Raw genomic sequence first — 26120 nt, 5'->3', positions numbered from 1 at the left:
ACTAATCCTCCTTAATCTCATAAACTGGTTCGTTATACTCAACCATCGAACCATTATCAACCAGACGTTTCACGATGGTTCCGCTCACCGGACTTTTAACTTCATTGACCATCTTCATGGCCTCAATGATACAAACCGTTTCACCCTTTTGAACGCGATCACCATCTTTTTTGAAGTCGGGCTTTTCAGGACTAGGAGCAAAATACAATATTCCCACCATCGGTGCCTTTAGTTGATAATTACCACTAGTAGGTGCATTCAACTGAAGCTTTTCCTGATTTTCATCCGCCGTTTTTTCAACGTGGGTGACTGGTTTAGAATGACTGTCAATCTTGGAGAAATAAAGTTGTTGACCGTTTTCGTCAATTTTTAATTCCTGTAAGTTGGACTTATCAAATTTAGTTATTAATTTTTCAATGTCTTTTTCATTCATTATTGATTCCACTTCTTTATCGCAATGACCGCGTTATGACCACCAAATCCAAATGAATTACTAATGGCGGTATTGACCGGTCTTTTAGCATTCTCTTTATCCACTAGCCTGATATGACTTTCTGGATCCTGGGTACTGACACCAACATTCACTGGCATTTGACTATGCTTCATGGATCCAAGAATTGCCACTGCCTCAATGGCCCCGGCAGCTCCAAGGGCATGACCAGTCATCCCTTTGGTTGAACTAACCAAGACGTGGTCATTATCTTTAAACAACTTGCTAATGGCCTTTGACTCAGAAACATCATTAGATTGAGTTGCTGTGCCATGGGCATTAATGTAATCAAGGTCGGAAGTCTTGATGTGAGCTTCATCCAATGCTTGTTGCATGGCCCCAATGGCCCCTTCCCCATCTGGATCCGGAGCAGTAAGGTTGTAAGCGTCACTCGTTTGGCCGTAGCCAACGATTTCACCCAAAATATGTGCATCACGCGCTTTGGCGTGATCGTAATCTTCAAGCACTAAGGTTCCAGCACCAGCGCCCATTACAAAACCGTCCCGATCTTTATCAAATGGCATGGATGCGTGAGCTGGATCTTCACTTGAAGAAAGAGCTGTTAGGGCCGCAAAGGCTGAAATTCCAACCGGAGTAATTGCTGCCTCTGATCCACCAGCGATCATCATTTTAGCCTTGCCAGCTTTAAGGTATTCATAAGCATCGCCAATCGCGTTGGTTCCAGTTGCACAAGCTGTAACCACGGCTTTACTGGTGTTTTTAGCGCCAAAGTAGATCGAAATATTGCCAGCAGCCATATTAATAATGGTTTCTGGGATAAATAACGGAGAAAGACGTCTGGGACCCTTTTTGTACATTTTTAGAACCTGCGTCTCGATGGTACTAATTCCACCAATCCCAGATCCGTAGATGACGCCAAGATCCTTTCCATCATATTCTCCTCGTTTCAACCCAGCTTGGTCCATTGCCTCTACGGCACTGTAAAGTGCGTATTGCGCAAATGGATCTACTCGATGATAGTCTCGTTTAGCTAAGCGTTTGCTTGGATCAAAGTCCTTTACGCCGGCTGCCACGTGAGCTTTAATCTCAGAGGTGTCAAAACTAGTGATTTTTTCGATTCCAACCTTTGAAGCCAACAAATTATCAATAAAAGTCTCAGCATCGTTCCCGATTGGGGTTACTGCACCCATGCCCGTAACAACAACTCTATTACCCAATTGAATCCTCCCTTAAATAAACGGAACTACATTGTGAGTCCGCCATCAACAGTGATTACCTGTCCGGTAATGTATTGATTATTAATCAAAAACTCGATTGTTTCGGCTACTTCTTCAGCACTTCCAAAACGATGAAGGGGAATGGTATCTTCCCACCTCGAAATAATTTTGTCACTCAATTTGGCCGTCATGTCGGTCTTGATCATGCCAGGAGCAACGGCGTTACAACGAACCCCTCTAAGTGATCCCTCTTGTGCCGTCGTCTTTGTTAAACCAACAATCCCTGATTTGCTTGCCGAATAATTCGCCTGTCCCATATTTCCGTGAAGTCCCGAAATACTGGAAGTGTTGATGATAACACCAGCTCGTTTCTTTTGCATTGTCTTTAAGGCATACTTAGTCATATTAAACGTTCCAACAAGGTTGGTGTCTAACACAGCTTTAAAATCCTCTTCGCTCATCCGCGTTAAGAGTTTGTCCCTGGTAATCCCAGCATTATTAACCAATACATCGAGATGATCATGTTCATCTAAGATCTGGTTCACCATTGACTCAGCGTCTTCTTCTTTTGAAACGTCGCCAATCAAGATCTCAATCTCAGTGTCAAACTGTGACTTTAAATCTTTTACTTCGTCATCACTTAATTCTCGATGAGAATTCACAATCACAAAATTATGTGGATCTTTTGCTAATCGTTTGGCAGTTGCCAGACCAATTCCCTTAGTAGCACCGGTAATTAAAACCGTGCTTTTGTCATTTTTTGTTGTCATGAATTAGTCCTCCAAACCAAGTTTTGCTTGTAAATCATTCAATTTTTTCAAACTGTCAACGCTATAAGCATCAACATCTTTAAGTGTCTTTTTTGCAAATTTAGTCAGTGTGTTCCCCGGCCCGATCTCAATCAGCGTATCCACTCCATAGTTTTTGACCATGAATTCTAGATCCGCTTTAAAGTGGGTTGGATTGACCAACTGACGGGTTAACGTATCGGAGAGGTTATCCTTGTTAAACAGGTCAACGTCAGTGTTGCTGATCACTGGAACCTCCGGGGTTTTAAAGGCAACATTCTCCATCCGTTTTGAAAGCAAATCACTAGCTAGTTGCATCAGCGGAGTATGTGAAGAAACGGCCACTTTTAAGGGAACGACTCGCTTTGCTCCCCGGTTCTTAAGTTCTGCACTAGCCGTTTTGACCCCAGACTCAGTCCCACCAATCACAGTTTGTTCGCTAGTATTGAAATTAGCTGGATATGCCCCGTCAACTTCGTTTGTTACGTCAACCACCACCTTGGGCTCAACCTTTAACACAGCAGCCATTGAACCGGGGTTTTGCTTTCCGGCTTCATCCATATAGTGGCTTCGGTCACGCACTAATTTTAATCCTGATTGAAAAGATAGTGCTTTAGCAGATACTAAAGCACTATACTCGCCTAAACTAAGACCCATCATTGCCTGTGCTCTAGGAAGCTTGCCAGCTAAAATCTGGTAAATTCCATAACTCAAAGTCAAAATGGCAATCTGCGTATTTTCAGGATCGTCAAAAACCTTCGGATCGGATAGATCAAGATTTAAAGTATGCGACGCGGTATCGACCACCTTTTTATAGGTATCGTTATTTTGATACAAGTCAGATCCCATGTTGGCAAACTGTTGTCCCTGGCCACTGAATAAATAACCGATTTTCAAAATTTAAAACACTCCTAAAATAAAAAACACTTTATTATTTATCGTTTTTTTCGTCAATTTGCTTTGCAACATAATCAACTAGGTCAGAAACCGTCTCCATGCCCTCGTCACTATCAATTTCGATGTCATAGGCATCTTCTAGGGCATCCACAATTTCAAAGATATCTAATGAATCTAAATCCAAGTTATCTTTGAAGTTAGCGTCCATTTTAATGTCATCGGGGTTGATATCGGTTTGGTCGGTAACAACCGCCTTAATCTTGTCAAAAATCTGATTCTTATCTGCTTTTTCAGCCATAAATAATCACTCCATTTAATAAAATTTGTTTGCCCTCAATAATTAATTATAACAGTTCCAGTAGTTAATCCGCCACCAAAACCGACAAGGGCAACTTTGTTTCCTCTTTGAATTTTACCGCTTGTAAGCAAATCTGCCAATAGCAGTGGTTCACTAGCTGCCGCTGTATTCCCATATTCATCAATATCAATTGGGAACCGACTTTTCGGCAAATCAAGCCTTCTAACAACGCTAGTAATAATTCTGGCATTAGCTTGATGCATGACAAAAACATCAATATCATCTAAAGCTAAATGAGCATCTGTTAGTGCTATTTTAATTGAACTGGGAACCCTCTTTAACGCAAAGTTAAACACTTTATGACCATCCATCTTAAAGAACCGATTTTCCTGATTGGGACTTTTCCCAAATGGTGTAACGCAGGGAAAGTGTCCAGCTGTTAAAGCTGACCCCAAATCACCATAAGTTTGAAGGGACTCTCCTAAGATCTTCGAATCAGAACTAGGATCATTTTTAACCAAGATTCCAGCGGCTCCATCACCAAAAAGCACGGCAGTTGATCGATCTGACCAGTCCAAAAACTTACTTAATACTTCCGCACCAATCAAAATCCCACAACTACCGTTCTTTTTTGCTAACAACGAATTAAGAATTGACGTTCCAAACGCAAAACCCGTACATGCGGCATCAATATCAAACGCCACCGCATTGGTAGCGTCAATCGCACCCTGAACGCTAGCAGCCGTCGATGGAGTCTGATAATCAGATGACATGGTGGCTACAATTACATAATCCAAGTCTTTAGGATCAGTCCCAGAACTTTTCAAAAGCTTTTGAGCCACTTCCATACTCATTGACGTTGTAGATTCATTAACCGCAATGTGCCGACTTGAAATGCCCGTTCGTCTCTTGATCCATTCATCAGAGGTGTCCATAATCTTAGCCAGGTCGTCATTAGTGACGACCTTTTCAGGAACACTTTTGGCGCTTGAAATAATTTTAAAAGCACTCACTACTTATCACCTACTTAATCGACCCGGTCAGCTAACGAGAATTCAAGCGTGGCCGAACAAGCTTTATCGCCATTAACTTCACTATCAGCCACCATCGTGTAGGTTCCATCGTTAACTTCTTTTAAATCAACGTGAACTTTCAAAATGTCGCCAGGTCGGACCATGTGTCTAAACTTCACATTTTTAGTTTTGTTAAGTTTAGTAACCTTACTTTTAGGATCAACATCAAGCGATTTCAAAATGAGGATTGACGCCACCTGCGATAAGGTCTCAACAATTAAAACTCCTGGCATTAGTGGAAATCCGGGAAAATGACCCTGAAAATAATTTTCATTAGCGGTGACGTTCTTTACGGCATCAATTGACTCGCCCGGAGTTAGCTGATCCACTCGGTCCACAAATAAAGTTGGGTTACGGTTTGGAAGAATTTCCATTATTTTATCAATGCTTAACTGTTCCATATTTTCATCTCACAAAATTTAGTTTTACGTTACAAATGTGACGTTTGGTAACATCTTAACGTTTATTCAAACTGAGTGCCTCGCTACTTACTAACAGGATTTTATCCTTTGAATTATACCCAATCGCCCATCGATTTCCGTATCGATCTCCGGGAATTCCTGGGAATTTATCGGCCTCATCATTATCCATATCCTGTAGATAATCATAGGATTCTGGGATGGGAGCCGAGTAACGATCGATTCCAACACCATCAACATAGTACATCCGCCAGTGATTGGTGTCATTTATGAAATGATGCTCTTGATCATAGGAACCGGGCATAACCTCAACACTGTACTCAAGGTAATCTGGGTTGACCAGAACAGTATGCCCATTATCCATGATTGCGGAATAATAGGTGCCATAGTCCACCAAATCTGGATAACGATGACGTTCAATCTTTTGCCGTGGCGCCAGCTCAATATCTGTCCCATCAATCACTCTCTGTTTATTAGGATGTCGTTTTTCATCGATTTCAGTTTGAAATTTTTTCAAAAATTCATTGGCTGAACCATGCAATTTGGAAATGCCATCCGAAATCCGATTTTTTCTAACCATGGTACTGTCCCTCCTTAATGTTTTTACACTTGATTTTACCACATTGAAGACTAAATTCTAACGTTTGGACACCAAGGTATCGTATACTTGCTTATAGTATAAGAGATCAAATAATCAATGAAGGTAGGTAAGAAAAATGGAATTGAAGCTTGAACGAATCTATACCAAGCCCGTCGATAAGGATGGATACCGAATCCTAGTTGATCGTCTCTGGCCTCGTGGAATCTCGAAGGTTAACGCCGATCTAGATATTTGGTTCAAATCAATCGCTCCAAGTACCGAACTAAGAAAATGGTTCGGACACGACCCCGCCAAGTTTGAGGAATTCAAACAAAAGTATTTGGATGAACTAAAAAATAATCCACAAATGCCCGGATTTATATCATTAATTTCCACCCACTTAAAATCGGGTAACGTAATTTTGTTGTATGGAGCAAACGATACAAAGCATAATCAAGCGATCATTATCTATCACTATTTGCTTGCCCAACCTGAGATTAAAGCAGAACTCAATCAGTAATGGAGGAATTTAACATGAAAACAGTAGAAATTGGTAAATCAGACGTAACGACCGTCCCACTAGGTTTAGGCACTAATGCCGTTGGTGGTCACAACTTATTTCCAAACTTAAGTGACCAAACCGGAATCGAAATCGTTAAAACAGCTTTAGACTCTGGCATTACCCTGCTAGATACTGCCTTTGCGTATGGCATGGGCGAATCAGAAAAACTAATCGGTGAAGCCATCAAGGGATACGATCGTTCTAAGATTCAGATCGCTACTAAGGGTTGTCAAAAGGTTCAAAGCGATGGAAGCGTTGTTATTGATGACTCTCCGGAATACTTAAAACAATGCGTCGAAGATAGTTTGAAACGACTTCAAACCGACTACGTTGATATCTTCTACATCCATTTTCCAGATGATCACACCCCATTAAACGAATCAGTGGCTGCTTTAAACGAAATGAAAAAAGCCGGTAAGATTCGTGCCATCGGAGTTTCAAACATGTCAATGAAACAATTAAAGCAGGCCAACCTTGACGGACTGGTTGACATTGATGAAGAAGAATACAACTTGATTGATCGCTCAGCCGAAAGGGAAAGATTCCCATATCTAAAGGAACACGATATTTCATTTGTTCCATTCTTCCCACTTGCATCTGGACTCTTGACCGGCAAGTACAGCAAAGAGACTAAGTTCCCAAAGGATGATATCAGACATGACAATCCCGACTTTAAAGGCAAAGAGTTCAAAAAGATTGTTGAAAAAGTTGACCAACTAAAGCCAATTGCCGACAAGCATGACGCTACCGTTGCTCAAATCGTCATTGCTTGGTACATCAAGAATCCTGATATCACGGTTGTTATTCCGGGTGCCAAAAAGCCAGAGCAAGTCAAAAGCAATGCTAAAGCGTTAGACATTGACCTTAGCCACGCCGAGTATGATCAAATTAACACCCTATTTAAATAGAAATTAAGAAATGAAAAGCGTTCATCAAATGATGAACGCTTTTTTGACACTTATTTATTTTTAATTTCACGGTAGAAAATGATTTGAGCCGCTGAATTCCAGAAACTAATGAAAATCATTGGAACATATACAATTACAGAAACCACCGCGGCTAAAATAGAATTACCCTTCACAGCGGTTGTGACGGCTGTCATCAAAATGGTTAATACGAAATACATACAGAAAAATAACAGCTGCAGATAAAAAAAGTTCCACTTGTAACCCTTCGTTGTTTGCCAAGCATCGGTAAATGCTTGAGTAATCCCAACTTCTTTTCCGGTCTCAATTTCATCTTGATACGAATACATCCAAAGACCCCATCCAACCGACAAGATGACGCCGGGAACAATCAATAGGAGGGTTGCAAAGGCCTCTGCAAGTGCCATTAAAAGCCCTACCAGAATGATGACAGGCCAATTGTACTTACGATTAAAAGCCACAAAAGCATTCTTAAACTTAAAACTATCATTTTGAATACTCTTGGCGTATCCCATGGCCAGAGAGGCAGAAAATAAGATCCCCACCAGACCAACGATTAATTCAAAGATTGAGAAAAGGGCTCTTTGCATGCCCTGAAGCTTGAACAACATCATTGGATCCGAAAAAGCTCCCACGACCCCAGCTGGGATGCCCATTAAAAACATCATCCACCAATTCTTCTTCACGATTCCCCACGACTTTGTCATTGCATTTGCAATCATATGTATTCCTCCATTTTTCGTTACTAGAATTATTACACGCCGAGTTCTTTTTGACAACGTAAAAAAAAGAGAAGCAACTTGCTTCTCTTTTTGTAACTAATGATTAACTATTTAATTTCTTCGTAGAATTTAATGTTAGCCATTGAGAACCATACCATGTAAAAGATTGAAATTGCGATGGCTAGTACCGTCAAAATGACTTCAAGCACAATTGCAAAGACGGTCCATGTCAACATTGAGGCGAAGATCCACCAGAGAAGTGCACCTACCAGGACAATTACCGCGTAGGTTACGATGGCAATGATTAGGTTCAAAACTTTCAAACCAATCAGACCCCAACGATTGCCAGTCATGAGTTTCCATGAAGCTGAAAAGCCATCCATTAGATGAACTTTTTTACCAGCTCGTTGAGCATCAAAGTAGGTTAAGTAAATGAACGCTAACCCAGTGGCAACAAAGATCCAAGCAATTCCAACTAATGCTAGAATCACAATTCCAACAATGATCAAAGCGACCACTTGAGCGGTGGTGGTGTTAAAACCAAAGACTCGAGGAACAAATGAAGCACTAATAACGCCAGCGGAGGCAACAAATAATGCACCAAAAATGAAACTAATCAAATCCATAAAAGCGGCATACAGTGCTGCCACTAGCCAAGTGTTTCCTTGTTTAAATGCCACAAAGGCATCTTCAAATTTAAACGTATCGGTCTCGTCACCAGTCAGGTATCCCATCGCTGCTGATTCAAATAATACAATCCCAATAATTCCAACGATGATCGAGATTAACCAGATACTAAAACTGGCACCCAAACTATAACTTAAACTCAAAGCCTCAGAATTTTGCAGGCTGCTAACCACTCCACCCAGAACAGCGGATATTAAGATCGCAGGAACAACCATTGCTAACAAAATCCAAAAATGCTTTTTGGTTACGTTAAGGGCACTTTTAATTGCTTTAATAATCATAATAATTCTCCCTTTGTTAATTTATTTACAATTTCATTATAACGAAATCTTAATAAAAACGCTATCAGTCACAATCACAACCAATAAAAAAAAGAAGCACACGCTTCTCTTTTGACTAAATTAGTCATCCCATTGGTCAACAGTGTCAACTGGAGCATCAGGATTCCCATTCCAACGGAAGTCACCGTACCAAATTGAACGCTTGTCAACGTTAAGGCTATTAATTAGGCGAATGTCATCGTCGTCAAGTTCAAAGTCAAAGATGTCAGCATTGGCTTTAATGTATTTTTCATGAGCTGACTTTGGAATTGAGATAATGCCACGTTGCATGTCCCAACGAATGATGATTTGTGCGGTTGATTTACCGTACTTTTCAGCAACCTTCTTAACAAGTGGATTGTTTAAAGCGGCTCCACCACCAAGTGGTGACCATGCTTCAAGTTTAATGTCATTTAAGTCACAGTATTCTTTAATGTCAGCTTCTTGTTCTAAGGGATGAAATTCCATTTGGTTGACAGCTGGCTTTACGGAAGCATGCTTCATCAAATCTCTTAGACGACGAATATTGAAGTTTGAAACTCCAATGGCACGTGCTTTACCCTCATGGTAAATCTTTTCAAGAGCGCGCCAAGTTTCCTTGTACTTGCCATTAACTGGCCAGTGAATTAGTAACAAGTCAACGTATGGGGTTTGAAGACGCTTTAATTGGCCTTCAAAAGCTTCAAGAGTTGAATCGTATCCTTGATCACCATTAAATACTTTAGTCGTTAGAAAAACATCTTCACGTTTTAATCCGTTGTCAGTCAGACCTTTTTTCAGACCTTCACCAACACCGGCTTCATTTCCATATTGTTTAGCGGTATCGATTGCTCGATAACCATCATTTAGTGCCCATTCAACGGATTGAGCGGCGGTTTTATTATCACTCTTCCAAACACCCATTCCTAATTGGGGCATTTCAACGCCATTATTTAAACGTACTTTTGATTCTAAATCTCTACTCATACTTAACACCTCCATGAACTAATTGTAGGATATCACGTTATTTATTTCATGAATTTTGTTTGTTATTTTTAGCGAGCGTCACGGTAAAATCAAGCGTTCCCTTGTTCACGACGTCTAAGATGTACTGAAATAACATCATAATCCAAGAAAAGGCCAACGTGAACGAAGTAATCTCAAAGGCTGTTAGTGAGAAGTAGTGCACAACTTGAAAGAGGATACTGGCCAGCACTAGTAGTAGTCCAATCAAATACGACGTTTTCAGGAAGTTTTTAGAAATTCCAGGCCAAAGCCAACGAATTCCAGCAATCAGAATAATAATAATCCAAACTAACGACCAGCCAAACTGAGTGTGCCAAAAATGCATCCACGGAATCTGAATGTCATTGGGAATAATCCCGATAGCGGCCACGTTAAACGCCATTAACGTCAAAAGGGTTCGTAAAATCCAAGTTTGAATGGTTGGTCTTTGAACTGATTTTAACGAAACAAACAAGAAATCAATCACGGCCCACATCAATAAAGCAGAAAAGATAATGGTCAAGTTAAACTGCCAACTGTCGGTTGCTCGACTCGTCCCCAAAAAGCTCAGATTATGGCGCCACCAGTAGCGATGACTGTTTGACGACATGGAGATCAGAACACCAGAAACAATGATTAGGTTCAAAAGATCGACTAATAAAGTTGGCGTTAGAGCCACTGCCACACTAATCATGACGTAGTTCACGATTCCCTCTAAAATGGCAATGATGATGGTCGCCGTATACACATCGAAAGTGGCGCCTTTAAAAGCAATTCCCAGAATCCAAAATACCCCAAGCAGCCCAACCAATAAACTGGCAGTAAAGGATAGAACAATCGTTGGAAAGTTTCGCCAGTAAATATTGCGATAAATGGTATTTTGTGGATTCTTGCGACTTTTAATGAGAAAAATCGTAAACAGTAAAGCACCAAAAAACAGTCCCAATATAATGGTGCCACTGGCAATCGAATATTTACCACTGATGGGGACGATCTGAAAGTGCCGATACTTAAAAAAGATCAGTGCGATTAACGCGGTCATCACCGCCGGAACCAGCGACCACCAGATCGAAACGTTCCACGAATTCGGCGTGCCATCATTAACTTTCTCTACCGTCATGCCCTGTCTTCGCAGTGTCAAGTTCAATTTGGCTCCCGGCTTAATATGGAGACGTTCAACGACCTGATTTGGGATTGCAATTTTATACTTTGGTTCCGTCATTATGATTCCTCGTTCGTTATGAATTTGAAAATAGTTTTATTCTTCTATTATAACGGACCCAGGACTAATTATTAAAAAAAGAAGCAGAATTCTATGAATTCTACTTCTTAAGTTAGTTGATAATTTTAATTTATTTGTCATCACCAGTGAAATCGAAAACAACACGGCCAACAATCTTACCAGCCTTCATGTCATCAATGACGTTGTTGATATTTTCTAACTTGTCAGTTCTAACGATTGGTTTAACCTTACCTTCAGCACCGAACTGGAAGGTTTCTCTAAGATCTTGTCTAGTTCCAACTAGTGAACCAGCAACTTTAATACCGTCAAGAACGGTCTTGTCGATGTTAAGTGCCATATCACCCTTTGGTAGAGCAACTGCAACTAAGGTTCCATCGGGACGTAAGGCGTTAACTGATTGAGTGAAAGCATCCTTGTTAACGGCAGTAACGATTGAATCGTAAACCCCACCAACTTTATCTTGAACTTGTTCGGCAACGTTACCGTCATGTCTGTTAATCAAAACATCGGCACCATTTTCTTTAGCAGCTTCCAACTTCTTAGGATCTCCATCCACAACTACAACTGGAGCACCAAAGACGTTTTTGGCAAGTTGAACACCCAAGTTACCTAATCCACCGGCACCAACGATTTCAACCCATTTGCCGGGTCTCGTGTCACCAATCTTTAAAGCTTTGTAAGTGGTAACACCGGCACAAGTTAGTGAAGTTGCTTCAACGGGGTCCAATCCTTCAGGAACCTTAACGGCGTACTTAGCATCAACGATACATTCTTCTGCCATGGCACCGTTAACGGTGAAACCAGAGTTTTTAACGTTACGACATAAGGTCTCATTACCAGTAACACAGTACTCACAAGTACCGTCAGCTGAGTAGAACCAAGCGATTGAAACTCGGTCACCAACTTTTAAGTCGGTAACGTCGTCAGCAACTTGAGTTACACGTCCAACTCCTTCGTGACCAATGATTCGGCCCGGAACTTCACCGAAGTCACCCGAGGCAACGTGGAGGTCGGTATGACAGAGTCCACAATACTCAACTTTAACTAAAGCTTCACCCTCGTGAATTGGACGAAGTTTGACATCTTTAACATCAACGTATCCATCTGAATTATCTCTAACAACTGCTGCTTTTACCATATTAATTCTCCTATTCCCATGATTTATAGTCGTCTATCTATCAACAATTCCTATCATATAGTTAAAATTTTCACGTGTCAACAGGGAATTGTAAGCGATAACAGATTGTAATATATCCTTAAAAAACGAAGAATTAAAAAAGTGATTTATTTCCATGCCCAGGGGTCTTGATGCCATTTATTAAGTCGCTCGTACTGATCATTTTCGATTTGACCGTTGTTAAGCATTTGCTTAATTAGTTCAGGATAAGTTAACAGCGGAACAAATCTTAAATCGGCCTTGTTAAAATTATCGTCGGCATCACTAAAACCATAGGAGAAGATGGAAACTACCCCATCAACTTGATGGCCGTCATTTTGAACTGCCTGAGCCGCCTTAATCACGCTTCCGCCAGTTGAGATTAGATCATCAATGAGCACAATATGATCATTTTTCCTTACTTTCCCCTCAATCTGTTTACTGGTTCCATGATCTTTTGGTTTAGATCTAACGTAGATCATCGGTAACTTCATTGCTTCAGCTACCCAAGCCGCGTGCGGGATTCCAGCTGTTGCCACTCCGCCAATGACCGTGACGTTCGGAAAATTAGTCTGAATTAATTGACCAAGGGCCTGATAAATCTTTTTTCTTAGTTTTGGATACGAAATCGTTAAACGTAGGTCGGTATAAATTGGCGACTTAATCCCACTGGCAAACGTAAAGGGGCGTCCTGGATTCAGTTGAACGATTTGGTCGTTAATCAGGTCTTCTAAAATCTCAGTTGTACTATTCATAACTAATCTGTCCCCTTTTTTAAATTCCATTCATCATTGTATTTTTGATAAGCCCGATAGGGATGTTCATTCTGCGTAATTGGACGTCCTACCACAATGGCAGACGCACCATCACGTCTTGCTTGTTCTGGTGTTGCCACCCGTTTTTGATCTTCACTGGCGTCGTCTTTACTTCTGATTCCCGGCACAACGTAATCAAAATCATCACCAACTTGTTTCACTAAATCGGGTAGTTCCTTAGCGGAGGTAATGACTCCCTCGCAACCAGAATCTTTCGCTAACTTAGCTAGAGAAACCACCTGCTCATTCATGCTCAAAGAACAATTTTGTTCATTAGCGAGTCCTTTTTGCGAAATAGAAGTTAATTCGGTCACCCCTAATAACTCGGGAACCTGATTATGAGATTGATTACTGCCATCAACCAATCCCCTTTTGGCAGCCCTCATCATTTCACTTCCACCAAGCATGTGTACGGTCACGTAGTCAACTCCAAGTTGAGCAAGCTGAAACATACCCGCGTATACAGTATTAGGAATGTCCATTAACTTCAGGTCTAAAAAGATTGAACACCCCTTATTTTTGATTTCTTTGACCGTCTCAGGACCGTATCGATAGAAAAGTTCCATGCCAATCTTGACCGTCAACTGACTTGGGTACGCAAATTGATCCAAAAACGTATTTACGTCCATCTGCGTCGGAAAATCCAGCGCAATCATCATTGCCTTCTTCATTTTCTTACCTCGCAAAAAAGGACCAATCACAGACGGGTGTCAGAGAATGGTCCTTTAAAATTAAATTTATATCAGTTAATAAACATAATCTTGGTTTCTCTGAACCAACTTAATTAATTATTACTCTAAATATAGGGAATATCGGTGGGGCCGTCAAGGTAAAAGTTCATCTTGTCAAAACAATTTTACTATGTAATAATCACTAACAGCGTCAAATAAACAAGACCAGCGAGTCTTAATTTGGAGGAAATTATGGATAAAATAAGCAATAATACTGAGCACAGCCATGCATCAATGAGCAAGAACCAGAAACTAGTCTTACTATCGTCTAGTTCTGGCTTTGGTCTTGAAAACATGGACGTGCTTTTTCTGTCTTTTACAATGAGTTCCATCATCGCATCCTTACACATCTCAGCTGGAGCGGCCGGGTTAATTGGAACCATCACCAACTGGGGAATGCTGCTTGGTGGCGTGATTTTTGGATTTCTAGGTGACCGTTTTGGTCGAGTCAAGACGTTTACCTACACCATCTTCATCTTTGCGTTTGCGACCGCTCTAATGGGGTTTGCCAACAACATCTACTTAATCTACTTTCTAAGACTGTTGACCGGGATTGGAGCTGGTGGTGAGTATGGACTTGGCATTACTTTACTAGCCGAAGCCTTCCCCAAGAATAAGTTAGGTAAAATGTCGTCAATTGCATCTGTCGGCGGGCAAGTCGGTGCCTTACTTGCAGCAATCCTGGCCGCCTTTGTTATTCCACACCTTGGCTGGCATGCGTTATACCTATTTGGCCTCATTCCGATTATCCTAATCTTCTTCGTTAGACGCCACTTGCATGAGTCAGACGAGTTTCTTGAATCAAAGCAGGAACAGACCATTTCAACTGGCGAAGCCATTAAAAAATACATGTTTTCAGACTTTAAGACTGCCTATCAAAGTGTCGGTTTGATGATTATGACCACCGTTCAGATTGCTGGATACTTTGGGTTAATGAACTGGCTTCCAACCATCGTTCAAAAGCAAAGTGGTTTAAACGTTGCTGGATCCTCAATGTGGATGATTTCCACTATTATTGGGATGAGTGTTGGCATGATGGTGTTTGGCATGATTCTTGATCACATTGGTCCCCGGCTTTCATTTGGAATCTTCCTGATTGCCTCATCAATCATGGTTTATTTATTGGTCCTAGCTCACACGACGATTGCTTTACTGGTGATTGGTGCCATTGTTGGTTTCTTCTCAAACGGGATGTACGGCGGCTATGGTGCGGTCGTGAGCCAGCTCTATCCCACTGAGGTCAGAAGTAGCGCTAACAACATCATCGTGGGTGTTGGTCGAGCAGTTGGTGGGATGTCATCGGTCATTATCGGGATTTTAATGGATCAGTACAACCTGTACGTAGTGATGATTTTCCTCTCTATTTTATATTTAATCAGCTTTGTCACCATGATCACATCCCTGGCATTAAAAAATTAAGTAAAAACACTAAATTAAGTGCAAATAACTAACATTTTTAACCCAAAAGAACTAAAATAGACATGAATAAATGAAAAAGGGGATATATAACATGGCTGATGATTTTGAAACACCACGCGTATTAGACGAAAAGATGTCAGAAGTATTTGATTGGAGCGACGACTCAACTCCAGTACGTGATGCATTATGGGATCACTACATGGAAGATAACAGTCATGATACCATGAAGACTGAATCTGATATGGAAAAGTACTTAAACATGAGCGATGACGATGTTAAAGCTGATGCTGAAAAGTTACTTAAGAAATAGTTTTTGATTCTTAGAACTCATCACTAATTGATGGGTTCTTTTTTATATAAAAAGAGATGACTGAATTGTCATCTCTTTTATTAGAATTAATTGTTAACGATCCGTCTTATTCTACGCCCTTAGTTGAAGATATCATATCTAGTTTTTTTAATCTGCTCCTAATCATTATAATTGTAGACAAAGCAGCTAGAACCACAATCAATGAAGCTACAACGATACTAATAATAGAAATAAACGGATAATAAATTATCTGACTGGTATTAAAAGTAGTTACGTACCCGGATAGGAACCAGTATCCAAACGGAATTCCCAAAAACCAACCAACTACCGTAATTGTTAAACTCTCAATAATCGTTAAATTTCGGATCTGTTTACGAGAAAATCCTAATATCTCAAGAGTGGCATAACTTCTTGACCTTTCTGTAAAGCTTAGAGATCCCAAATTATAAAGAATTACAATGGTCAAAAGGATTCCAAAAATTTGAATCATCAAGAAAATACTACTCAAATTATTTACCATACTTTTAGCATTACTTTTTTGTTCTTTCAAACTAACAATCTGACTAACATCTGGACTCTTCTTAATTGAATTTGAAACGTCTTGATAATTTGTCAAAATTGACGTTGGTTGAAATTTCAACCCATTACTGGTCCACGTTTGTTTAGTTACATACATTCCTTGTGGTGCATTTGATTTAACGATGCCCTTTACCTTCAACTTCAATTTATTCGTACTTAATGACGGCTTGATAAAAACGGTATCATTTTTCTTAACGTTAGCAGTTTTAGCAATTCCCTCAGCTAGATATATACCACCATCCTTAATTCCTTGACCATCATCGGTTTTAAGATTGATTTGAGATCCAGAACCCAAGACAGTAAGTGGACGATCAAATTTCCCATTTGGACTTAAACTAGCGTAAGATGTTTCAATCTTCTGTCCGTTAGTTTTGTTAACAATTCGATTAATCTCTGTCTCACTAGTCTTTTGGTTTAAATTAATCTTTTTAGCATAGTTATACTCATGCCCATACGTTTGATTAACCTGATTGTCCATTGAATTTTTCGTACCAAATCCAGTCATCACCAAAGCTAGTCCACCAATAACGCCGATTAATCCCATCAGCATTTGAATTTTATTACCAAGATTATCTCTAATTGACCAACGATTACCAATAGGAATTTTATTCCAAATTCGAGGAAATCTTTCGAGAAAGACTCGTTTACCATTTTTAGCAGTACTGCCCTTCCTAAATGCCTGGGCTGGAGTTAATCCATGATTCACTTGTGCCGCTAGTAGTGCTGAAAAAATACATATAATTATTACTCCCACAGCAACGTAGATCGGTGTGGGAGTATAGGCAATTTGCCATAACGGAAGCGAAAACATAGATTTCTGTGAATTCATTACAAATGTTGAAAGTGCTGGAGCTACTATCAAACCAGCAATTGCACCAATTCCTCCAACAAAAAGACCATACATTGAGTAATACATGGACAATGCTATATTGGAATATCCTAATGACTGTAAAGTTGCCATGTCCTTTTGTTGCTGATCAATTATTTTTCTAATAGTGGTATACATGGCCAATACAGCTAATAGAATAAAGATAATTGAAAACAAAATTGAAAGATTACGTATTTGTTTTACTCGATCAACAGCTGTTGAGATGCCAACATCGGATTTTTGAGTTTGCAAAGTGATAAATTTACTACCAATGATATCTCTAATTTTACTTTCAGTTTTAGAATTATCACTGTCTTTAATATCGACAATATTATTAAGGGCTGGCAATTTAAATTTATTGAGCAATGTCTTTTCACTAATGATTCCATACCCATAGTTTTGTTCTTGAGGAGATATGAAATCATTGGTCCCGGTATAATACATCTTGTTCGGAGAATTTATCATACCGACCACTGTTAATTTAATGGGTTGGTTATTGAAATTAATAGTGACTTGTTTTCCTTTCTTTAACCCATTCTTTTTAGCAAACTTCTCATTCAAATAAATGCCCTTAGTATTTTTATTTATATTCTTGCCATTAGTTTGAAATGTATGAGAAATTTCTTGGGTTCCAGGAGTATCAATCTCTAAATAACGTTTATCCCCTTTTAATTGTGCCGTGGTACTAATTTCTGTTTTAGCCGATGCCTTTGAAACACTTGGAATTGACTTAATTGTATTTAGTTCTTTATTGCTCAAGCCTGTCGATTGTAATGTCGATGTAGCCAAATGGGTTTCACTCGTATACTGATTAATATTTTGTTTCATACCATTCCAGGTACCCTCTAAACCGGTATAAAAAAGAACACTTAGAAACGCCATCAAAAAAACGGAAAAGAATTGAGTCCAATTTTTCACAACCGTGCGGGTTAATTTCTTAAATAAAAACTTCATCCCCAATCAACCTCCTCAACTTCAAGCGGAGTTGGATTGTCAACGATCTTATCTATTTTGCCATCTTTAATATTGATAACTCGATCAGCAATTGGAGCAACTAATGGATTATGGGTGACGATCACTACGGCCGTATTTTCATTTTTACTACCCTTCAGAATTTTAAAAACTCGTTTTGAGGTTTCAGTATCAAGTGCACCAGTGGGTTCGTCACAAAGAAGTACTCTGGGATCTTTAGCCAAGGCTCTCGCAATCGAAACACGTTGCATTTCCCCTCCAGATAACTGATCAGGAAAATTATTTCTTTGTTTTAAAAGACCAACCTTTTTCAAATATTCTTCTGACACTTTCTTGTACTTCTTGTTTTTTAATTGTGCCGAAATTGCCACATTTTCAAATGCCGTAAGATTAGAAATTAAATTATAAAATTGAAACACAAATCCGACAACGTCTCCTCGATAAACTGTCAATTGCTTATCTGACTCTGTGTTAATAAGATTATCATTATATAAAACTTTACCTGACGTTGGTTTATCCATCCCACCTAAGATATTTAAAGTTGTACTTTTACCAGACCCACTTGGTCCCAAAATCACCGTAACCTTATTCGACTCGATATCAAAACTAACATCGTCTAAAGCATGAGTTGTTTCAGATCCATTTTGATAACTTTTACTGACATGTTTTAAGCTGAGCATAAGTGGTACCTCCATGATTAATTATTAAAAGTATGAAAATATTTTATTTGCACCTTTGATTTGTAGGTGTTATTTGTATAATATATTTATAAGTTTAAAAATAAAAGTAGGGTAATTTTTTAAAGTATCAGCATAAAAGTAAACTGGAGGCACTTATGGAAAACAATAACATCATCGATGACTGTCCTATTCAACCAGTTGTGGACATCATTAGTGGAAAATGGACCTCATACATTCTCTGGGAAATTTATAATGGAAATAATCATTATGGTGGTATCACGCGGGCATTACCTGGAATTAGTACCAGAACATTATCAACAAGATTAAAAATGTTAGAAAACAAGCAAATCGTTACGCGCAAAGTCTTTAATACAAATCCTCCTACTGTAGAATATAATTTAACTAAACGTGGAATGGATTTAGCACCTATTTTAAAGTCAATGAAGGAATGGTCAGAACGATATAAAAAATAGAAGCAGAATGACTTTTGAGAATCATTCTGCTTCTTTTAATACTATTAAATTATTAACGATCGGCAACCAGCTTATATCCCCGCATTGGTACCGTCTTAATTTTTCCCTTTAGTCCAACTTGATCTAACTTGCGTCGAAGTAAACTAATGTCATCTTCAATGGCATCCTCGTCAATAAAACTTCCGTTCGCCCACAGAAACGTCATCAATTCCTTTTTGGATACTAACTTATTCTTATGCTCAATGAAAAGGACCATTAGTGAAGTCTCCGTTGGAGTTAGCTTAATCGACTGTGTATTACTACTTAGTTCTCCCACTGCCGGATTTAAAGTGAACCCATCAAAACTAAATCCATTACTTTTATCTACCAAATTCTCATCTCCGATTTTATTTATTAAAATTGTCACAAAAAAAGGAAGCTACCAAGTAGCCTCCTTTAGAGCTTATTAATCGTTGTCGTCCAAATCGTCGACAACCTTTTTGTAATCTTTCATAAATTTATCATAAGCAGCAGAATCGAACTTGTCGAACTTACCAACTTCATGAAGGGTACGTTTAATTTCATGAATGGCACGGTGTTCTTCTAACCAACGATGAACTTTGTGGCCCTCTTGTGATTCAGTGCCTTCCTTGTCCAAAGTTTTTTGGAGTTCGTTCATAATTTCTGAAATCTTATCTAATGCTTTTGTTTCTTTACTTTCGTCTGACATAACAATCTCTCCCTTTTCTTTAAGTATGACATCATTATATCTTGAAACATCAGGGGTTCAAACCAATATGCTCAAGGGTTTAAGAAAGTTATAAGAGTTCTTCTTGATTCTTGTGTCGCTGAACGTACTGCAGAATGTAAACGGCCAAAATAACCAGAACGGCACCAAGGACTTCAATCCAACTGATGTGCGTGTGTAAAAAGATCACACTCAAGATAAAGGTTGCTACCGGTTGAATGGCGTCTAGTAAACTGATAACTTCTGAAGAAGTAAAGCGGGAAGCGTAGATCAGTGATGAGAATGTCAGGAGGGTTCCAAAGAGGATGATCCCACAAACACCAAGGACTCCACCCATTCCTAAGTGGGGCACGTTGGTCCAAACGGGATGATTAATGTTAAAGGCTAAACTGGCAATCAGAGTTCCCCAGCCAAGAACCACGATTGGTGAGTTGTCGTGAGCCAGTGGCCTTGGAAGCACCACGTACAAAGCAGCAGTGATTCCAGAAATGATCCCCCAGAAAAACGAGTCAAAGGGAATGGATAATTGCGAAAGGTCCCCCTTAGTAATTGAAAGGAAAACTCCAGCTAGCGCCAAAATGAAGACCACGATGTCCATCTTCATGGGCTTTTTGTGCATGAACAGAAAACCACCCAGTAGGATGAATAGCGGTGACAGGTACTGCAAAATCGTGGTGGCAGCGGCGTTTCCAGTCTGGATACTAACGTAGAAACTTCCCATGTTGGCAGCCAAACCGAACAAACCGTATAAAACTAGCCACATGATTGATTTCCATGAACGGAAAACACTAAAAATGCCTTTTCCGTAAATAATGGCACTGACTAGTAATAATACAATGGCAGCCCCGGTAGTTCGTGCTGACAAGAACCACGCAGCTGGAATCCCAACGTTTTGTGAAACGTACTGCGTAATAACGCCAGCAACACCCCATGAAGTTGAAGCAAACGCCGCTAAACTAATTCCTTTAACGGTGTTGCTCATCTTACCCGTTTTACTTTTCATATTCTCTCCTCACAGTCTACTCTTGATCTAAATGTGACTTTGCCTCATCAATCAACTTCAAATCAACGTAATCATTTAAAAAACGTTCCATCGGTGTGTACAAATGTCGTTTTTTAAAAGATACACTAAAATCCGCCACAATGGCAACCCTTAATTTATTTTCCGTCAAAAAAACTTGACCAATGCGCTGAAAATGTCCCTTAGTATGTTTTCCGATCCGCCAGGTGTGAAGTTTAAAATTACCCTGCTCATCCTTCTTAATTACGTAATTACCAGAGTCATCCAGTTTAACTGGAACCCCGGTAAAGCGAATTACTTTATATTTATCTGCCATGATCTTGGCTAAAGCTTCTGTTGTTTAATATTGCGACGCTTGGAATCCTGCAAGATGTAGATGGCAAGAATTACCAAGGCGGATCCGACAATTTCCATTAAACTAATCTTGGTGTGTAAGAAGATGACACTCAAAATGAAAGTCACTACTGGCTGAACGGCGTCAACTAAACTAACATCTTCAGAGGAAGCAAAGTGTAAACTGTGAAGCAAACATGCAAATGGGATTACGGTTCCAATGATAACAATGGCACCAATTCCAATGATCGCACCCATCGTTAAGTGAGGTACACCAACCCAAACTGGTTGATGAATGTTAAAGACCAATCCGGCAATCAAGGTTCCCCATCCAAGGACGACGATTGGTGAATTTTCTTCCATTAATGGCCGAGGGATGACAACGTAACATGCGGCCGTAATTCCTGAAACAATTCCCCAAAGTAACGCTGGCAGCGGAATAGCTAACTGATTAATGTCACCCTTGGTAATTGCCAAAAACACCCCGACAAGTGCCAACAGGAACACGATTAAATCAATCTTATAGGGACGTTTATGAAAGAACAAAAAGCCCCCTAAAAGGATGAACAGTGGTGATAAATACTGCAAGATGGTTGCTGATGCTGCGTTTCCGTCCTGAACACTAAGGTAAAACGACATCAGGTTGGCACCTAAGCCAATGATTCCATATGCCACAATACAAATAATCGATTTCCAGTCCTTAAAAACATGGAAGATTTTTTTCCCATACATAATCGAACCAATTGCTAAAAGTAGAATCCCGGAAAAAATAGTTCTGACGGACAAGAACCATGAAGCTGGAATAGCGGCATTTTGTGAGACAAACTGCAAAACAACCCCAGAAATACCCCAAAAAGTGGATGCAAGGGTTGCCCAAGCAATGCCCTTTAATACTTTACTTTTTCCAATGCTAGTCTTTTCTTCACTCATATTTTCACCCTAACTCGGCATAAACCGATTTATTTTTTTACATATCAATTTAATAGTTTAATTTTAGGCGTAAAGAACAGGGCGGTCAATAGTCCATGTAATTTTATCTAACATAAAAAAGCGAAACCAATTTTATCTGGTTTCGCTTTTAAATTAAAAACTAATCTTCGTTTTTATCTCGTTTAAATCTCATTGGTTGATACGTTAACCGAATGGCAGCTGGTAACAGGATTGGCAAGATGATTACTAAGATAATCAAACCAATGATTACCCCGATTGCAACCTGAATCAGTGTCAAAATTCCTGATGGAATCAGTGCGGCAAACGTACCACCTAAAATCACAGCAGCAGATAATACCACTACTCCAATATAGTTGGCCGAATTAACGATTCGTTTCGCAGGCGTTCCGTCTTTGGTTTCTCGGTACCTCATCATCAAGAAGATACTGTAATCAACCCCCAACGCAATCAACATGATAAAGGTAAAGAACGGCGTGTTCCAAGTCAACATGCTCTGTCCGAGGAAAATATCCGAGAAGATCCGTGTCAACGTCAATGAAGTGAAGTACGTCAAAATTAATGTTCCTTCAATGTAAAGTGGTTGTAAAATTGAACGGGTTACAAACATCAGTGCAATCAGGATTCCGACTAACATGATGACAGCCGTTCTGAAGAAGTCTTGTGAGGCAATATCATGGGTGTCAGACATGGTTGCTGTCTCTCCCCCAATTGCAACGGTTGCATCATTTAAACTAGTTCCTTTCAGTGACTGTTTAACTTGATTTTGAACATCCTTAACCAAGTTCATCGACTTAGCGTTTGATGGGTTATCTTTTAAGACAAAGGTGATGCTTGTAATCTTGTCATTAGAAGAAACGTAGTTGTTTAAGGCTTGCTTGAAAGTATCACTTTGAAGCACCTGGTTAGGAATGTAGAACGTGTTCGCAGCCGCAGCTGAGTTCTGTAAGCCGGTCAAGTATTCATTTGACTGTTGCATGCCCTTATTAATCTTACTTAGGCCATCATTTGCTTGCGACAATTGGGCTTGAACACCCTGGAGTTGTTGCCCCATCGCCTGAGCATTTGCACCAATGTTTTGAGTATCTGAGGCAATCCCGGCCAATTCATTTTGAAGACCTGACATAGAAGCGGCCTGTTGCATTTGCACCTTGGAACTAACACTTTGAAGGCCACTAGCAACAATTTGTAACTGTTGAGGACTCATTGGTGACCCCATAGCGGTGGCTTGTTGTTGCATCTGGGCGATGACTTGCTGACCCGAAGTTTGACCAGGAGCGGTACTTGCTCCACTAGCGCCTTGAATGGTCTTTAAATGATCTCCAATTGATTGTGCCGAAGCCCCAATTGCCTTTAGTTGATCGGCATTAAATGAACCACTGTTAGCCCCACTCTGAAGTTGGGTTAAACCAGCATTAGCCTGTTGCATCTTGCTGTTCAAAGTCCCCAGCTGATCGTTTAAGTAGAGTTGGTTAATTGGTTCGCCACTTGGCTGGGTGACCGAAGCAACCGTCTTAATTTCCTTATTTTTCTCCAATTGACGAGTAATCCGATCAATTTCCATCATTGACTTCTCGTTATTGACCTTGTGTTTGGATTGAATATAAATCGTTGACGGTTCAGCAGTCCCCTTTGAGAAATGCTTGGATACCGTATTTAATCCTTGTTTTGAAGGCAATGAATTACTTAATTCAACCGAATTATCGTAGTTCAAGCTGCTCTTTCCCGCAAAGAAAATCAACGGCAAAGTCAAAACTAGAACCAAGGCAATCGCCATCACCGGATGTGCAACTGAATGACTGGACAAGAAGTACCAGATTCGACTACCCCGTTTCTTTGGTGACAGATTCTTAGCTGGCCAGTACATGGTCTTACCAAGGAGTGCCATAAAGAACGGATTTAATGAGAGAAGTACCAGTAATAGTACCACCACTCCGATGGCAACTGCCACTCCAGACTGGTAAATTGAGAACTTGGCTAGTCCAAGGGCAAAGAAACCAATTAGAACCGAACCACCACTGTAAAGAATGGTCTTACCGGCTCGTCTTCTGGCATCGACCGTCGCCTCCACTTTGTCCATTCCTTGTCCCAGATTATCCTTAAACCGGTCATATAGTAGGATATTGTAGTCGGTTCCGATTCCAAACAGCACTACCACCATAAAGACCTGGGTAAAGTTTGAGAGTGGAAAGCCCATATACTTCGCCAAATTCATGACGACACTCAAAGAGACAATGAAAGAAACTCCCACGGTCAAAAGTGAAATCAACGGAACGATTGGAGATTTAAAGACAATGATCAACACAATCAAAATGAAGACTGCCGCAATGATTTCGGTTTGCTTGATTCCGTCAATCATTGACTGCCGCATGTCGTCATCTAAGACATCAGATCCCGTCACGTACGACTTCAAGTTCGCCGTTTTCGCACCCTTTTTGAGTTTGTTGTTCATCGTTTCAACCGAGTCCCTTTTAGAAACATTCAGTTGAACTAATTCGGTCGTACCGTCCTTTGAAATCAGTTGTTTCTTGGCGGCGGCATTCTCGTTTGCTGAGGTAACACCCTTAATTCCATAGTAATCGGCATCATTTTTTAGCTTCGAAACGGTTCGATCGATGTTAGCCTGTTTACTAGCATTAATGCGTTTATTACCGTTGTTATATACCAGTACAACTTGTCTGGTATCGCTAATGTGATGGCCCCAATGCTTTTGAATATTTTCAGCAACCTGACTCTGCATGTTAGCTGGAATCTTAGTCTGTCCATGTTGTGCAGTTACCTGTGAAATGCTGGGCAAAAAGAAAATGGCAGCTAAAACAGCAAGAACCCAAAATATCGCAAAAAATATGTATTTTTTGACGAACCTATTCATCAAACTCCTCCTCAATGCTTAATATTTTACTTAAAACATTAATTCATTCATAACGCTTCCAATTATACAAAATTGATCACAAACAAGCAATCCGCCAAAAGCAGTTCAATCAAAAAAGCACCAACCGATTAGTCAGTGCTGAAGTGATGCTTTTCTGGGTCTGATTGCCAGAATAAAAACGGTACTCAAGACCAAAATGCCACCAATGATTTCATAGATATTGAAACTGGTATGTAAGAAAACCACGGTTCCAATCGTTGCCGACAAAGGTTCAAAAGTATCGAGTAGGCCGGCAGTCGTAGCTGACACGTACCTTAAACTCGATGTGAAGCATAGAAATGACAACATTGTGCCAAAAAGCACAATGAAGGCCACTCCCAAAATGCCACCAAGAGAAAGCTTGGGAACATCCACCCAAAAGGGATGAACGCAGGTGAAGATCACTCCACCAACGATCATTGCCCATCCAATGATGACAAACGTGCTGAACTTTTCCTGGAGTTTAACCGGCAGCATGGTCTGAAGCGCGCCAGCAAAAGCCAGGCAAAGGCCAAGCGTAAACGCTTTAGGACTCATTGCAAGGTGGGTCAAATCTCCCTTTGTTACCAGTAACCACGTTCCAAGTAGGGCTACCACTACAGCCACACCCTGCTGAATCGTTGGTGCTTTTTTGTACACAATCACCGTCAAAATCATAATGATGACCGTTCCAAGGCTCTGCATGATAGTTGAAGTTGCCGCATTACTGGCTCTCGTTGTCAGTAAGTATAGGTACTGAACGGCCGATAAACCAAAAATCGCATAACAGAGCAGGATGACCCAGCTATATCCGGTGTGCCAAATCTTTAAAATCCTATTTCTTTGAACAAACTTTGTAAATAAAAGAATTAAGATGCCGGCAACCGACATCTTAACTCCCATTAACCATTCCGTTGAAAAATTCTTATCTTGAAACAAGAACTGCGAAACAGGTCCTTGAATTCCCCACATGATGGCTCCAGCAATTGCTAGGATGACACCAATGTAAGTTTTACTTTTCTTCAATATTT

28 protein-coding genes and 1 pseudogene are annotated in these 26120 nt (G+C 40.0%); 5 read left to right on the top strand and 24 right to left on the bottom strand.

Annotated elements, in window-relative coordinates:
• Window position 1: 1 nt before the first annotated feature.
• The 8 genes from AC6UDG_RS01785 to AC6UDG_RS01750 are packed head-to-tail and all read right to left on the bottom strand — an operon-like array spanning window position 2 to window position 5723.
• Window positions 2-433 carry an acetyl-CoA carboxylase biotin carboxyl carrier protein gene (locus AC6UDG_RS01785; protein ID WP_500706251.1) on the bottom strand — a complete coding sequence of 144 codons (432 nt, stop codon included), beginning with the start codon at window positions 431-433 and terminating at the stop codon, window positions 2-4.
• Window positions 433-1668 (bottom strand): beta-ketoacyl-ACP synthase II, encoded by a 1236-nt coding sequence (gene fabF, locus AC6UDG_RS01780; protein ID WP_500695351.1) that lies wholly within the window; start codon window positions 1666-1668, stop codon window positions 433-435. Before fabF ends, AC6UDG_RS01785 begins: the two co-directional genes overlap by 1 nt.
• Window positions 1669-1694: 26 nt before the next feature.
• Window positions 1695-2438, bottom strand: coding sequence for a 3-oxoacyl-ACP reductase FabG (gene fabG, locus AC6UDG_RS01775; protein ID WP_500696453.1), 744 nt, complete (start codon window positions 2436-2438; stop codon window positions 1695-1697).
• 3 nt (window positions 2439-2441) lie between these two features.
• Window positions 2442-3353, bottom strand: coding sequence for an ACP S-malonyltransferase (locus tag AC6UDG_RS01770; RefSeq protein ID WP_500706250.1), 912 nt, complete (start codon window positions 3351-3353; stop codon window positions 2442-2444).
• Between the two features lie 34 nt (window positions 3354-3387).
• On the bottom strand, window positions 3388-3651 hold the full coding sequence (locus AC6UDG_RS01765; RefSeq protein WP_500693414.1) for an acyl carrier protein: 264 nt from the start codon (window positions 3649-3651) through the stop codon (window positions 3388-3390).
• A gap of 35 nt (window positions 3652-3686) precedes the next feature.
• A complete protein-coding gene (locus AC6UDG_RS01760) occupies window positions 3687-4664 on the bottom strand; it encodes a beta-ketoacyl-ACP synthase III (RefSeq protein ID WP_500706249.1) in 978 nt (325 codons plus the stop codon).
• A 14-nt stretch (window positions 4665-4678) separates the two neighbouring features.
• Complete coding sequence (fabZ, locus tag AC6UDG_RS01755) at window positions 4679-5125, bottom strand: 3-hydroxyacyl-ACP dehydratase FabZ (RefSeq protein ID WP_500706248.1); 447 nt, start codon at window positions 5123-5125, stop codon at window positions 4679-4681.
• 55 nt (window positions 5126-5180) lie between these two features.
• A complete protein-coding gene (locus AC6UDG_RS01750; RefSeq protein WP_500693411.1) occupies window positions 5181-5723 on the bottom strand; it encodes a hypothetical protein in 543 nt (180 codons plus the stop codon).
• Window positions 5724-5859: 136 nt separating this feature from the next.
• On the opposite strand from AC6UDG_RS01750, the gene AC6UDG_RS01745 reads away from it, so the two are divergent.
• Together AC6UDG_RS01745 and AC6UDG_RS01740 are read left to right on the top strand one after the other, a co-directional pair.
• Window positions 5860-6243, top strand: coding sequence for a DUF488 domain-containing protein (locus AC6UDG_RS01745; RefSeq protein WP_500706247.1), 384 nt, complete (start codon window positions 5860-5862; stop codon window positions 6241-6243).
• A 14-nt stretch (window positions 6244-6257) separates the two neighbouring features.
• The gene (locus tag AC6UDG_RS01740) at window positions 6258-7193 is read left to right on the top strand and encodes an aldo/keto reductase (RefSeq protein WP_500695357.1); all 936 of its coding nucleotides are present in this window, start codon (window positions 6258-6260) and stop codon (window positions 7191-7193) included.
• Window positions 7194-7243: 50 nt separating this feature from the next.
• Here the strand turns inward: AC6UDG_RS01740 and AC6UDG_RS01735 are convergent, their stop codons facing one another.
• The 7 genes from AC6UDG_RS01735 to pyrF all read right to left on the bottom strand — a co-directional run bounded on the left by AC6UDG_RS01735 (window position 7244) and on the right by pyrF (window position 13809).
• Complete coding sequence (locus AC6UDG_RS01735) at window positions 7244-7933, bottom strand: hypothetical protein (RefSeq protein ID WP_500706246.1); 690 nt, start codon at window positions 7931-7933, stop codon at window positions 7244-7246.
• Between the two features lie 107 nt (window positions 7934-8040).
• Window positions 8041-8901: a hypothetical protein gene (locus tag AC6UDG_RS01730; RefSeq protein WP_500706245.1), complete on the bottom strand. Its 861-nt coding sequence runs from the start codon at window positions 8899-8901 to the stop codon at window positions 8041-8043.
• Between the two features lie 120 nt (window positions 8902-9021).
• Window positions 9022-9906: an aldo/keto reductase gene (locus AC6UDG_RS01725; RefSeq protein WP_500696447.1), complete on the bottom strand. Its 885-nt coding sequence runs from the start codon at window positions 9904-9906 to the stop codon at window positions 9022-9024.
• 46 nt (window positions 9907-9952) lie between these two features.
• Window positions 9953-11146, bottom strand: a complete 1194-nt coding sequence (locus AC6UDG_RS01720) for an AbrB/MazE/SpoVT family DNA-binding domain-containing protein (protein WP_500706244.1) — start codon at window positions 11144-11146, stop codon at window positions 9953-9955.
• 130 nt (window positions 11147-11276) lie between these two features.
• Window positions 11277-12305: an alcohol dehydrogenase AdhP gene (gene adhP, locus AC6UDG_RS01715; RefSeq protein WP_500696445.1), complete on the bottom strand. Its 1029-nt coding sequence runs from the start codon at window positions 12303-12305 to the stop codon at window positions 11277-11279.
• Between the two features lie 146 nt (window positions 12306-12451).
• Window positions 12452-13078, bottom strand: a complete 627-nt coding sequence (gene pyrE, locus AC6UDG_RS01710) for an orotate phosphoribosyltransferase (RefSeq protein WP_500706243.1) — start codon at window positions 13076-13078, stop codon at window positions 12452-12454.
• Window positions 13079-13080: 2 nt separating this feature from the next.
• The gene (pyrF, locus tag AC6UDG_RS01705; RefSeq protein WP_500706242.1) at window positions 13081-13809 is read right to left on the bottom strand and encodes an orotidine-5'-phosphate decarboxylase; all 729 of its coding nucleotides are present in this window, start codon (window positions 13807-13809) and stop codon (window positions 13081-13083) included.
• 252 nt (window positions 13810-14061) lie between these two features.
• Between pyrF and AC6UDG_RS01700 the strand changes: the two are divergent.
• Window positions 14062-15320 (top strand): annotated as a pseudogene (locus AC6UDG_RS01700) (MFS transporter).
• 59 nt (window positions 15321-15379) lie between these two features.
• Window positions 15380-15598: a P8 family protein gene (locus AC6UDG_RS01695; protein ID WP_500693400.1), complete on the top strand. Its 219-nt coding sequence runs from the start codon at window positions 15380-15382 to the stop codon at window positions 15596-15598.
• Window positions 15599-15704: 106 nt separating this feature from the next.
• On the opposite strand, the gene AC6UDG_RS01690 is transcribed toward AC6UDG_RS01695, so the two are convergent.
• Both AC6UDG_RS01690 and AC6UDG_RS01685 read right to left on the bottom strand, forming a co-directional pair.
• Window positions 15705-17999 carry an ABC transporter permease gene (locus AC6UDG_RS01690; protein WP_500706241.1) on the bottom strand — a complete coding sequence of 765 codons (2295 nt, stop codon included), beginning with the start codon at window positions 17997-17999 and terminating at the stop codon, window positions 15705-15707.
• Entirely contained in the window at window positions 17996-18697 is a 702-nt protein-coding gene (locus AC6UDG_RS01685) for an ABC transporter ATP-binding protein (RefSeq protein WP_500706240.1), read from the bottom strand. Before AC6UDG_RS01685 ends, AC6UDG_RS01690 begins: the two co-directional genes overlap by 4 nt.
• Window positions 18698-18852: 155 nt before the next feature.
• Between AC6UDG_RS01685 and AC6UDG_RS01680 the strand changes: the two genes are divergently transcribed.
• The gene (locus tag AC6UDG_RS01680) at window positions 18853-19170 is read left to right on the top strand and encodes a winged helix-turn-helix transcriptional regulator (protein ID WP_500706239.1); all 318 of its coding nucleotides are present in this window, start codon (window positions 18853-18855) and stop codon (window positions 19168-19170) included.
• A 52-nt stretch (window positions 19171-19222) separates the two neighbouring features.
• Here AC6UDG_RS01680 and AC6UDG_RS01675 read toward each other — a convergent pair whose 3' ends face one another.
• The 7 genes from AC6UDG_RS01675 to AC6UDG_RS01645 form a co-directional block, all read right to left on the bottom strand.
• Window positions 19223-19540, bottom strand: coding sequence for a winged helix-turn-helix domain-containing protein (locus tag AC6UDG_RS01675; protein ID WP_500706238.1), 318 nt, complete (start codon window positions 19538-19540; stop codon window positions 19223-19225).
• Between the two features lie 75 nt (window positions 19541-19615).
• Window positions 19616-19879: a hypothetical protein gene (locus AC6UDG_RS01670; RefSeq protein WP_500693395.1), complete on the bottom strand. Its 264-nt coding sequence runs from the start codon at window positions 19877-19879 to the stop codon at window positions 19616-19618.
• Window positions 19880-19967: 88 nt separating this feature from the next.
• Complete coding sequence (locus AC6UDG_RS01665) at window positions 19968-20900, bottom strand: DMT family transporter (protein WP_500693394.1); 933 nt, start codon at window positions 20898-20900, stop codon at window positions 19968-19970.
• A 16-nt stretch (window positions 20901-20916) separates the two neighbouring features.
• Window positions 20917-21234 carry a DUF7671 family protein gene (locus AC6UDG_RS01660; RefSeq protein ID WP_500693393.1) on the bottom strand — a complete coding sequence of 106 codons (318 nt, stop codon included), beginning with the start codon at window positions 21232-21234 and terminating at the stop codon, window positions 20917-20919.
• An 8-nt stretch (window positions 21235-21242) separates the two neighbouring features.
• Window positions 21243-22181: a DMT family transporter gene (locus AC6UDG_RS01655; RefSeq protein WP_500693392.1), complete on the bottom strand. Its 939-nt coding sequence runs from the start codon at window positions 22179-22181 to the stop codon at window positions 21243-21245.
• 160 nt (window positions 22182-22341) lie between these two features.
• Window positions 22342-25071, bottom strand: a complete 2730-nt coding sequence (locus AC6UDG_RS01650) for an MMPL family transporter (protein WP_500706237.1) — start codon at window positions 25069-25071, stop codon at window positions 22342-22344.
• A 132-nt stretch (window positions 25072-25203) separates the two neighbouring features.
• Window positions 25204-26115 (bottom strand): DMT family transporter, encoded by a 912-nt coding sequence (locus tag AC6UDG_RS01645; protein WP_500693390.1) that lies wholly within the window; start codon window positions 26113-26115, stop codon window positions 25204-25206.
• Window positions 26116-26120: the final 5 nt, after the last annotated feature.

The sequence above is a fragment of the Fructilactobacillus sp. X2R1C1 genome, assembly GCF_059901435.1.
This window is presented reverse-complemented; position numbering and strand designations above follow the sequence as displayed.

Coding starts and splice junctions, on each gene's coding strand:
- AC6UDG_RS01785 (WP_500706251.1), bottom strand. CDS start 433: ATGAATGAAAAAGACATTGAAAAATTAATAACTAAATTTGATAAGTCC.
- fabG (WP_500696453.1), bottom strand. CDS start 2,438: ATGACAACAAAAAATGACAAAAGCACGGTTTTAATTACCGGTGCTACT.
- AC6UDG_RS01765 (WP_500693414.1), bottom strand. CDS start 3,651: ATGGCTGAAAAAGCAGATAAGAATCAGATTTTTGACAAGATTAAGGCG.
- fabZ (WP_500706248.1), bottom strand. CDS start 5,125: ATGGAACAGTTAAGCATTGATAAAATAATGGAAATTCTTCCAAACCGT.
- AC6UDG_RS01750 (WP_500693411.1), bottom strand. CDS start 5,723: ATGGTTAGAAAAAATCGGATTTCGGATGGCATTTCCAAATTGCATGGT.
- AC6UDG_RS01745 (WP_500706247.1), top strand. CDS start 5,860: ATGGAATTGAAGCTTGAACGAATCTATACCAAGCCCGTCGATAAGGAT.
- AC6UDG_RS01740 (WP_500695357.1), top strand. CDS start 6,258: ATGAAAACAGTAGAAATTGGTAAATCAGACGTAACGACCGTCCCACTA.
- AC6UDG_RS01735 (WP_500706246.1), bottom strand. CDS start 7,933: ATGATTGCAAATGCAATGACAAAGTCGTGGGGAATCGTGAAGAAGAAT.
- AC6UDG_RS01730 (WP_500706245.1), bottom strand. CDS start 8,901: ATGATTATTAAAGCAATTAAAAGTGCCCTTAACGTAACCAAAAAGCAT.
- AC6UDG_RS01725 (WP_500696447.1), bottom strand. CDS start 9,906: ATGAGTAGAGATTTAGAATCAAAAGTACGTTTAAATAATGGCGTTGAA.
- AC6UDG_RS01720 (WP_500706244.1), bottom strand. CDS start 11,146: ATGACGGAACCAAAGTATAAAATTGCAATCCCAAATCAGGTCGTTGAA.
- adhP (WP_500696445.1), bottom strand. CDS start 12,305: ATGGTAAAAGCAGCAGTTGTTAGAGATAATTCAGATGGATACGTTGAT.
- pyrE (WP_500706243.1), bottom strand. CDS start 13,078: ATGAATAGTACAACTGAGATTTTAGAAGACCTGATTAACGACCAAATC.
- pyrF (WP_500706242.1), bottom strand. CDS start 13,809: ATGAAGAAGGCAATGATGATTGCGCTGGATTTTCCGACGCAGATGGAC.
- AC6UDG_RS01695 (WP_500693400.1), top strand. CDS start 15,380: ATGGCTGATGATTTTGAAACACCACGCGTATTAGACGAAAAGATGTCA.
- AC6UDG_RS01690 (WP_500706241.1), bottom strand. CDS start 17,999: ATGAAGTTTTTATTTAAGAAATTAACCCGCACGGTTGTGAAAAATTGG.
- AC6UDG_RS01685 (WP_500706240.1), bottom strand. CDS start 18,697: ATGCTCAGCTTAAAACATGTCAGTAAAAGTTATCAAAATGGATCTGAA.
- AC6UDG_RS01680 (WP_500706239.1), top strand. CDS start 18,853: ATGGAAAACAATAACATCATCGATGACTGTCCTATTCAACCAGTTGTG.
- AC6UDG_RS01670 (WP_500693395.1), bottom strand. CDS start 19,879: ATGTCAGACGAAAGTAAAGAAACAAAAGCATTAGATAAGATTTCAGAA.
- AC6UDG_RS01665 (WP_500693394.1), bottom strand. CDS start 20,900: ATGAAAAGTAAAACGGGTAAGATGAGCAACACCGTTAAAGGAATTAGT.
- AC6UDG_RS01660 (WP_500693393.1), bottom strand. CDS start 21,234: ATGGCAGATAAATATAAAGTAATTCGCTTTACCGGGGTTCCAGTTAAA.
- AC6UDG_RS01655 (WP_500693392.1), bottom strand. CDS start 22,181: ATGAGTGAAGAAAAGACTAGCATTGGAAAAAGTAAAGTATTAAAGGGC.
- AC6UDG_RS01650 (WP_500706237.1), bottom strand. CDS start 25,071: ATGAATAGGTTCGTCAAAAAATACATATTTTTTGCGATATTTTGGGTT.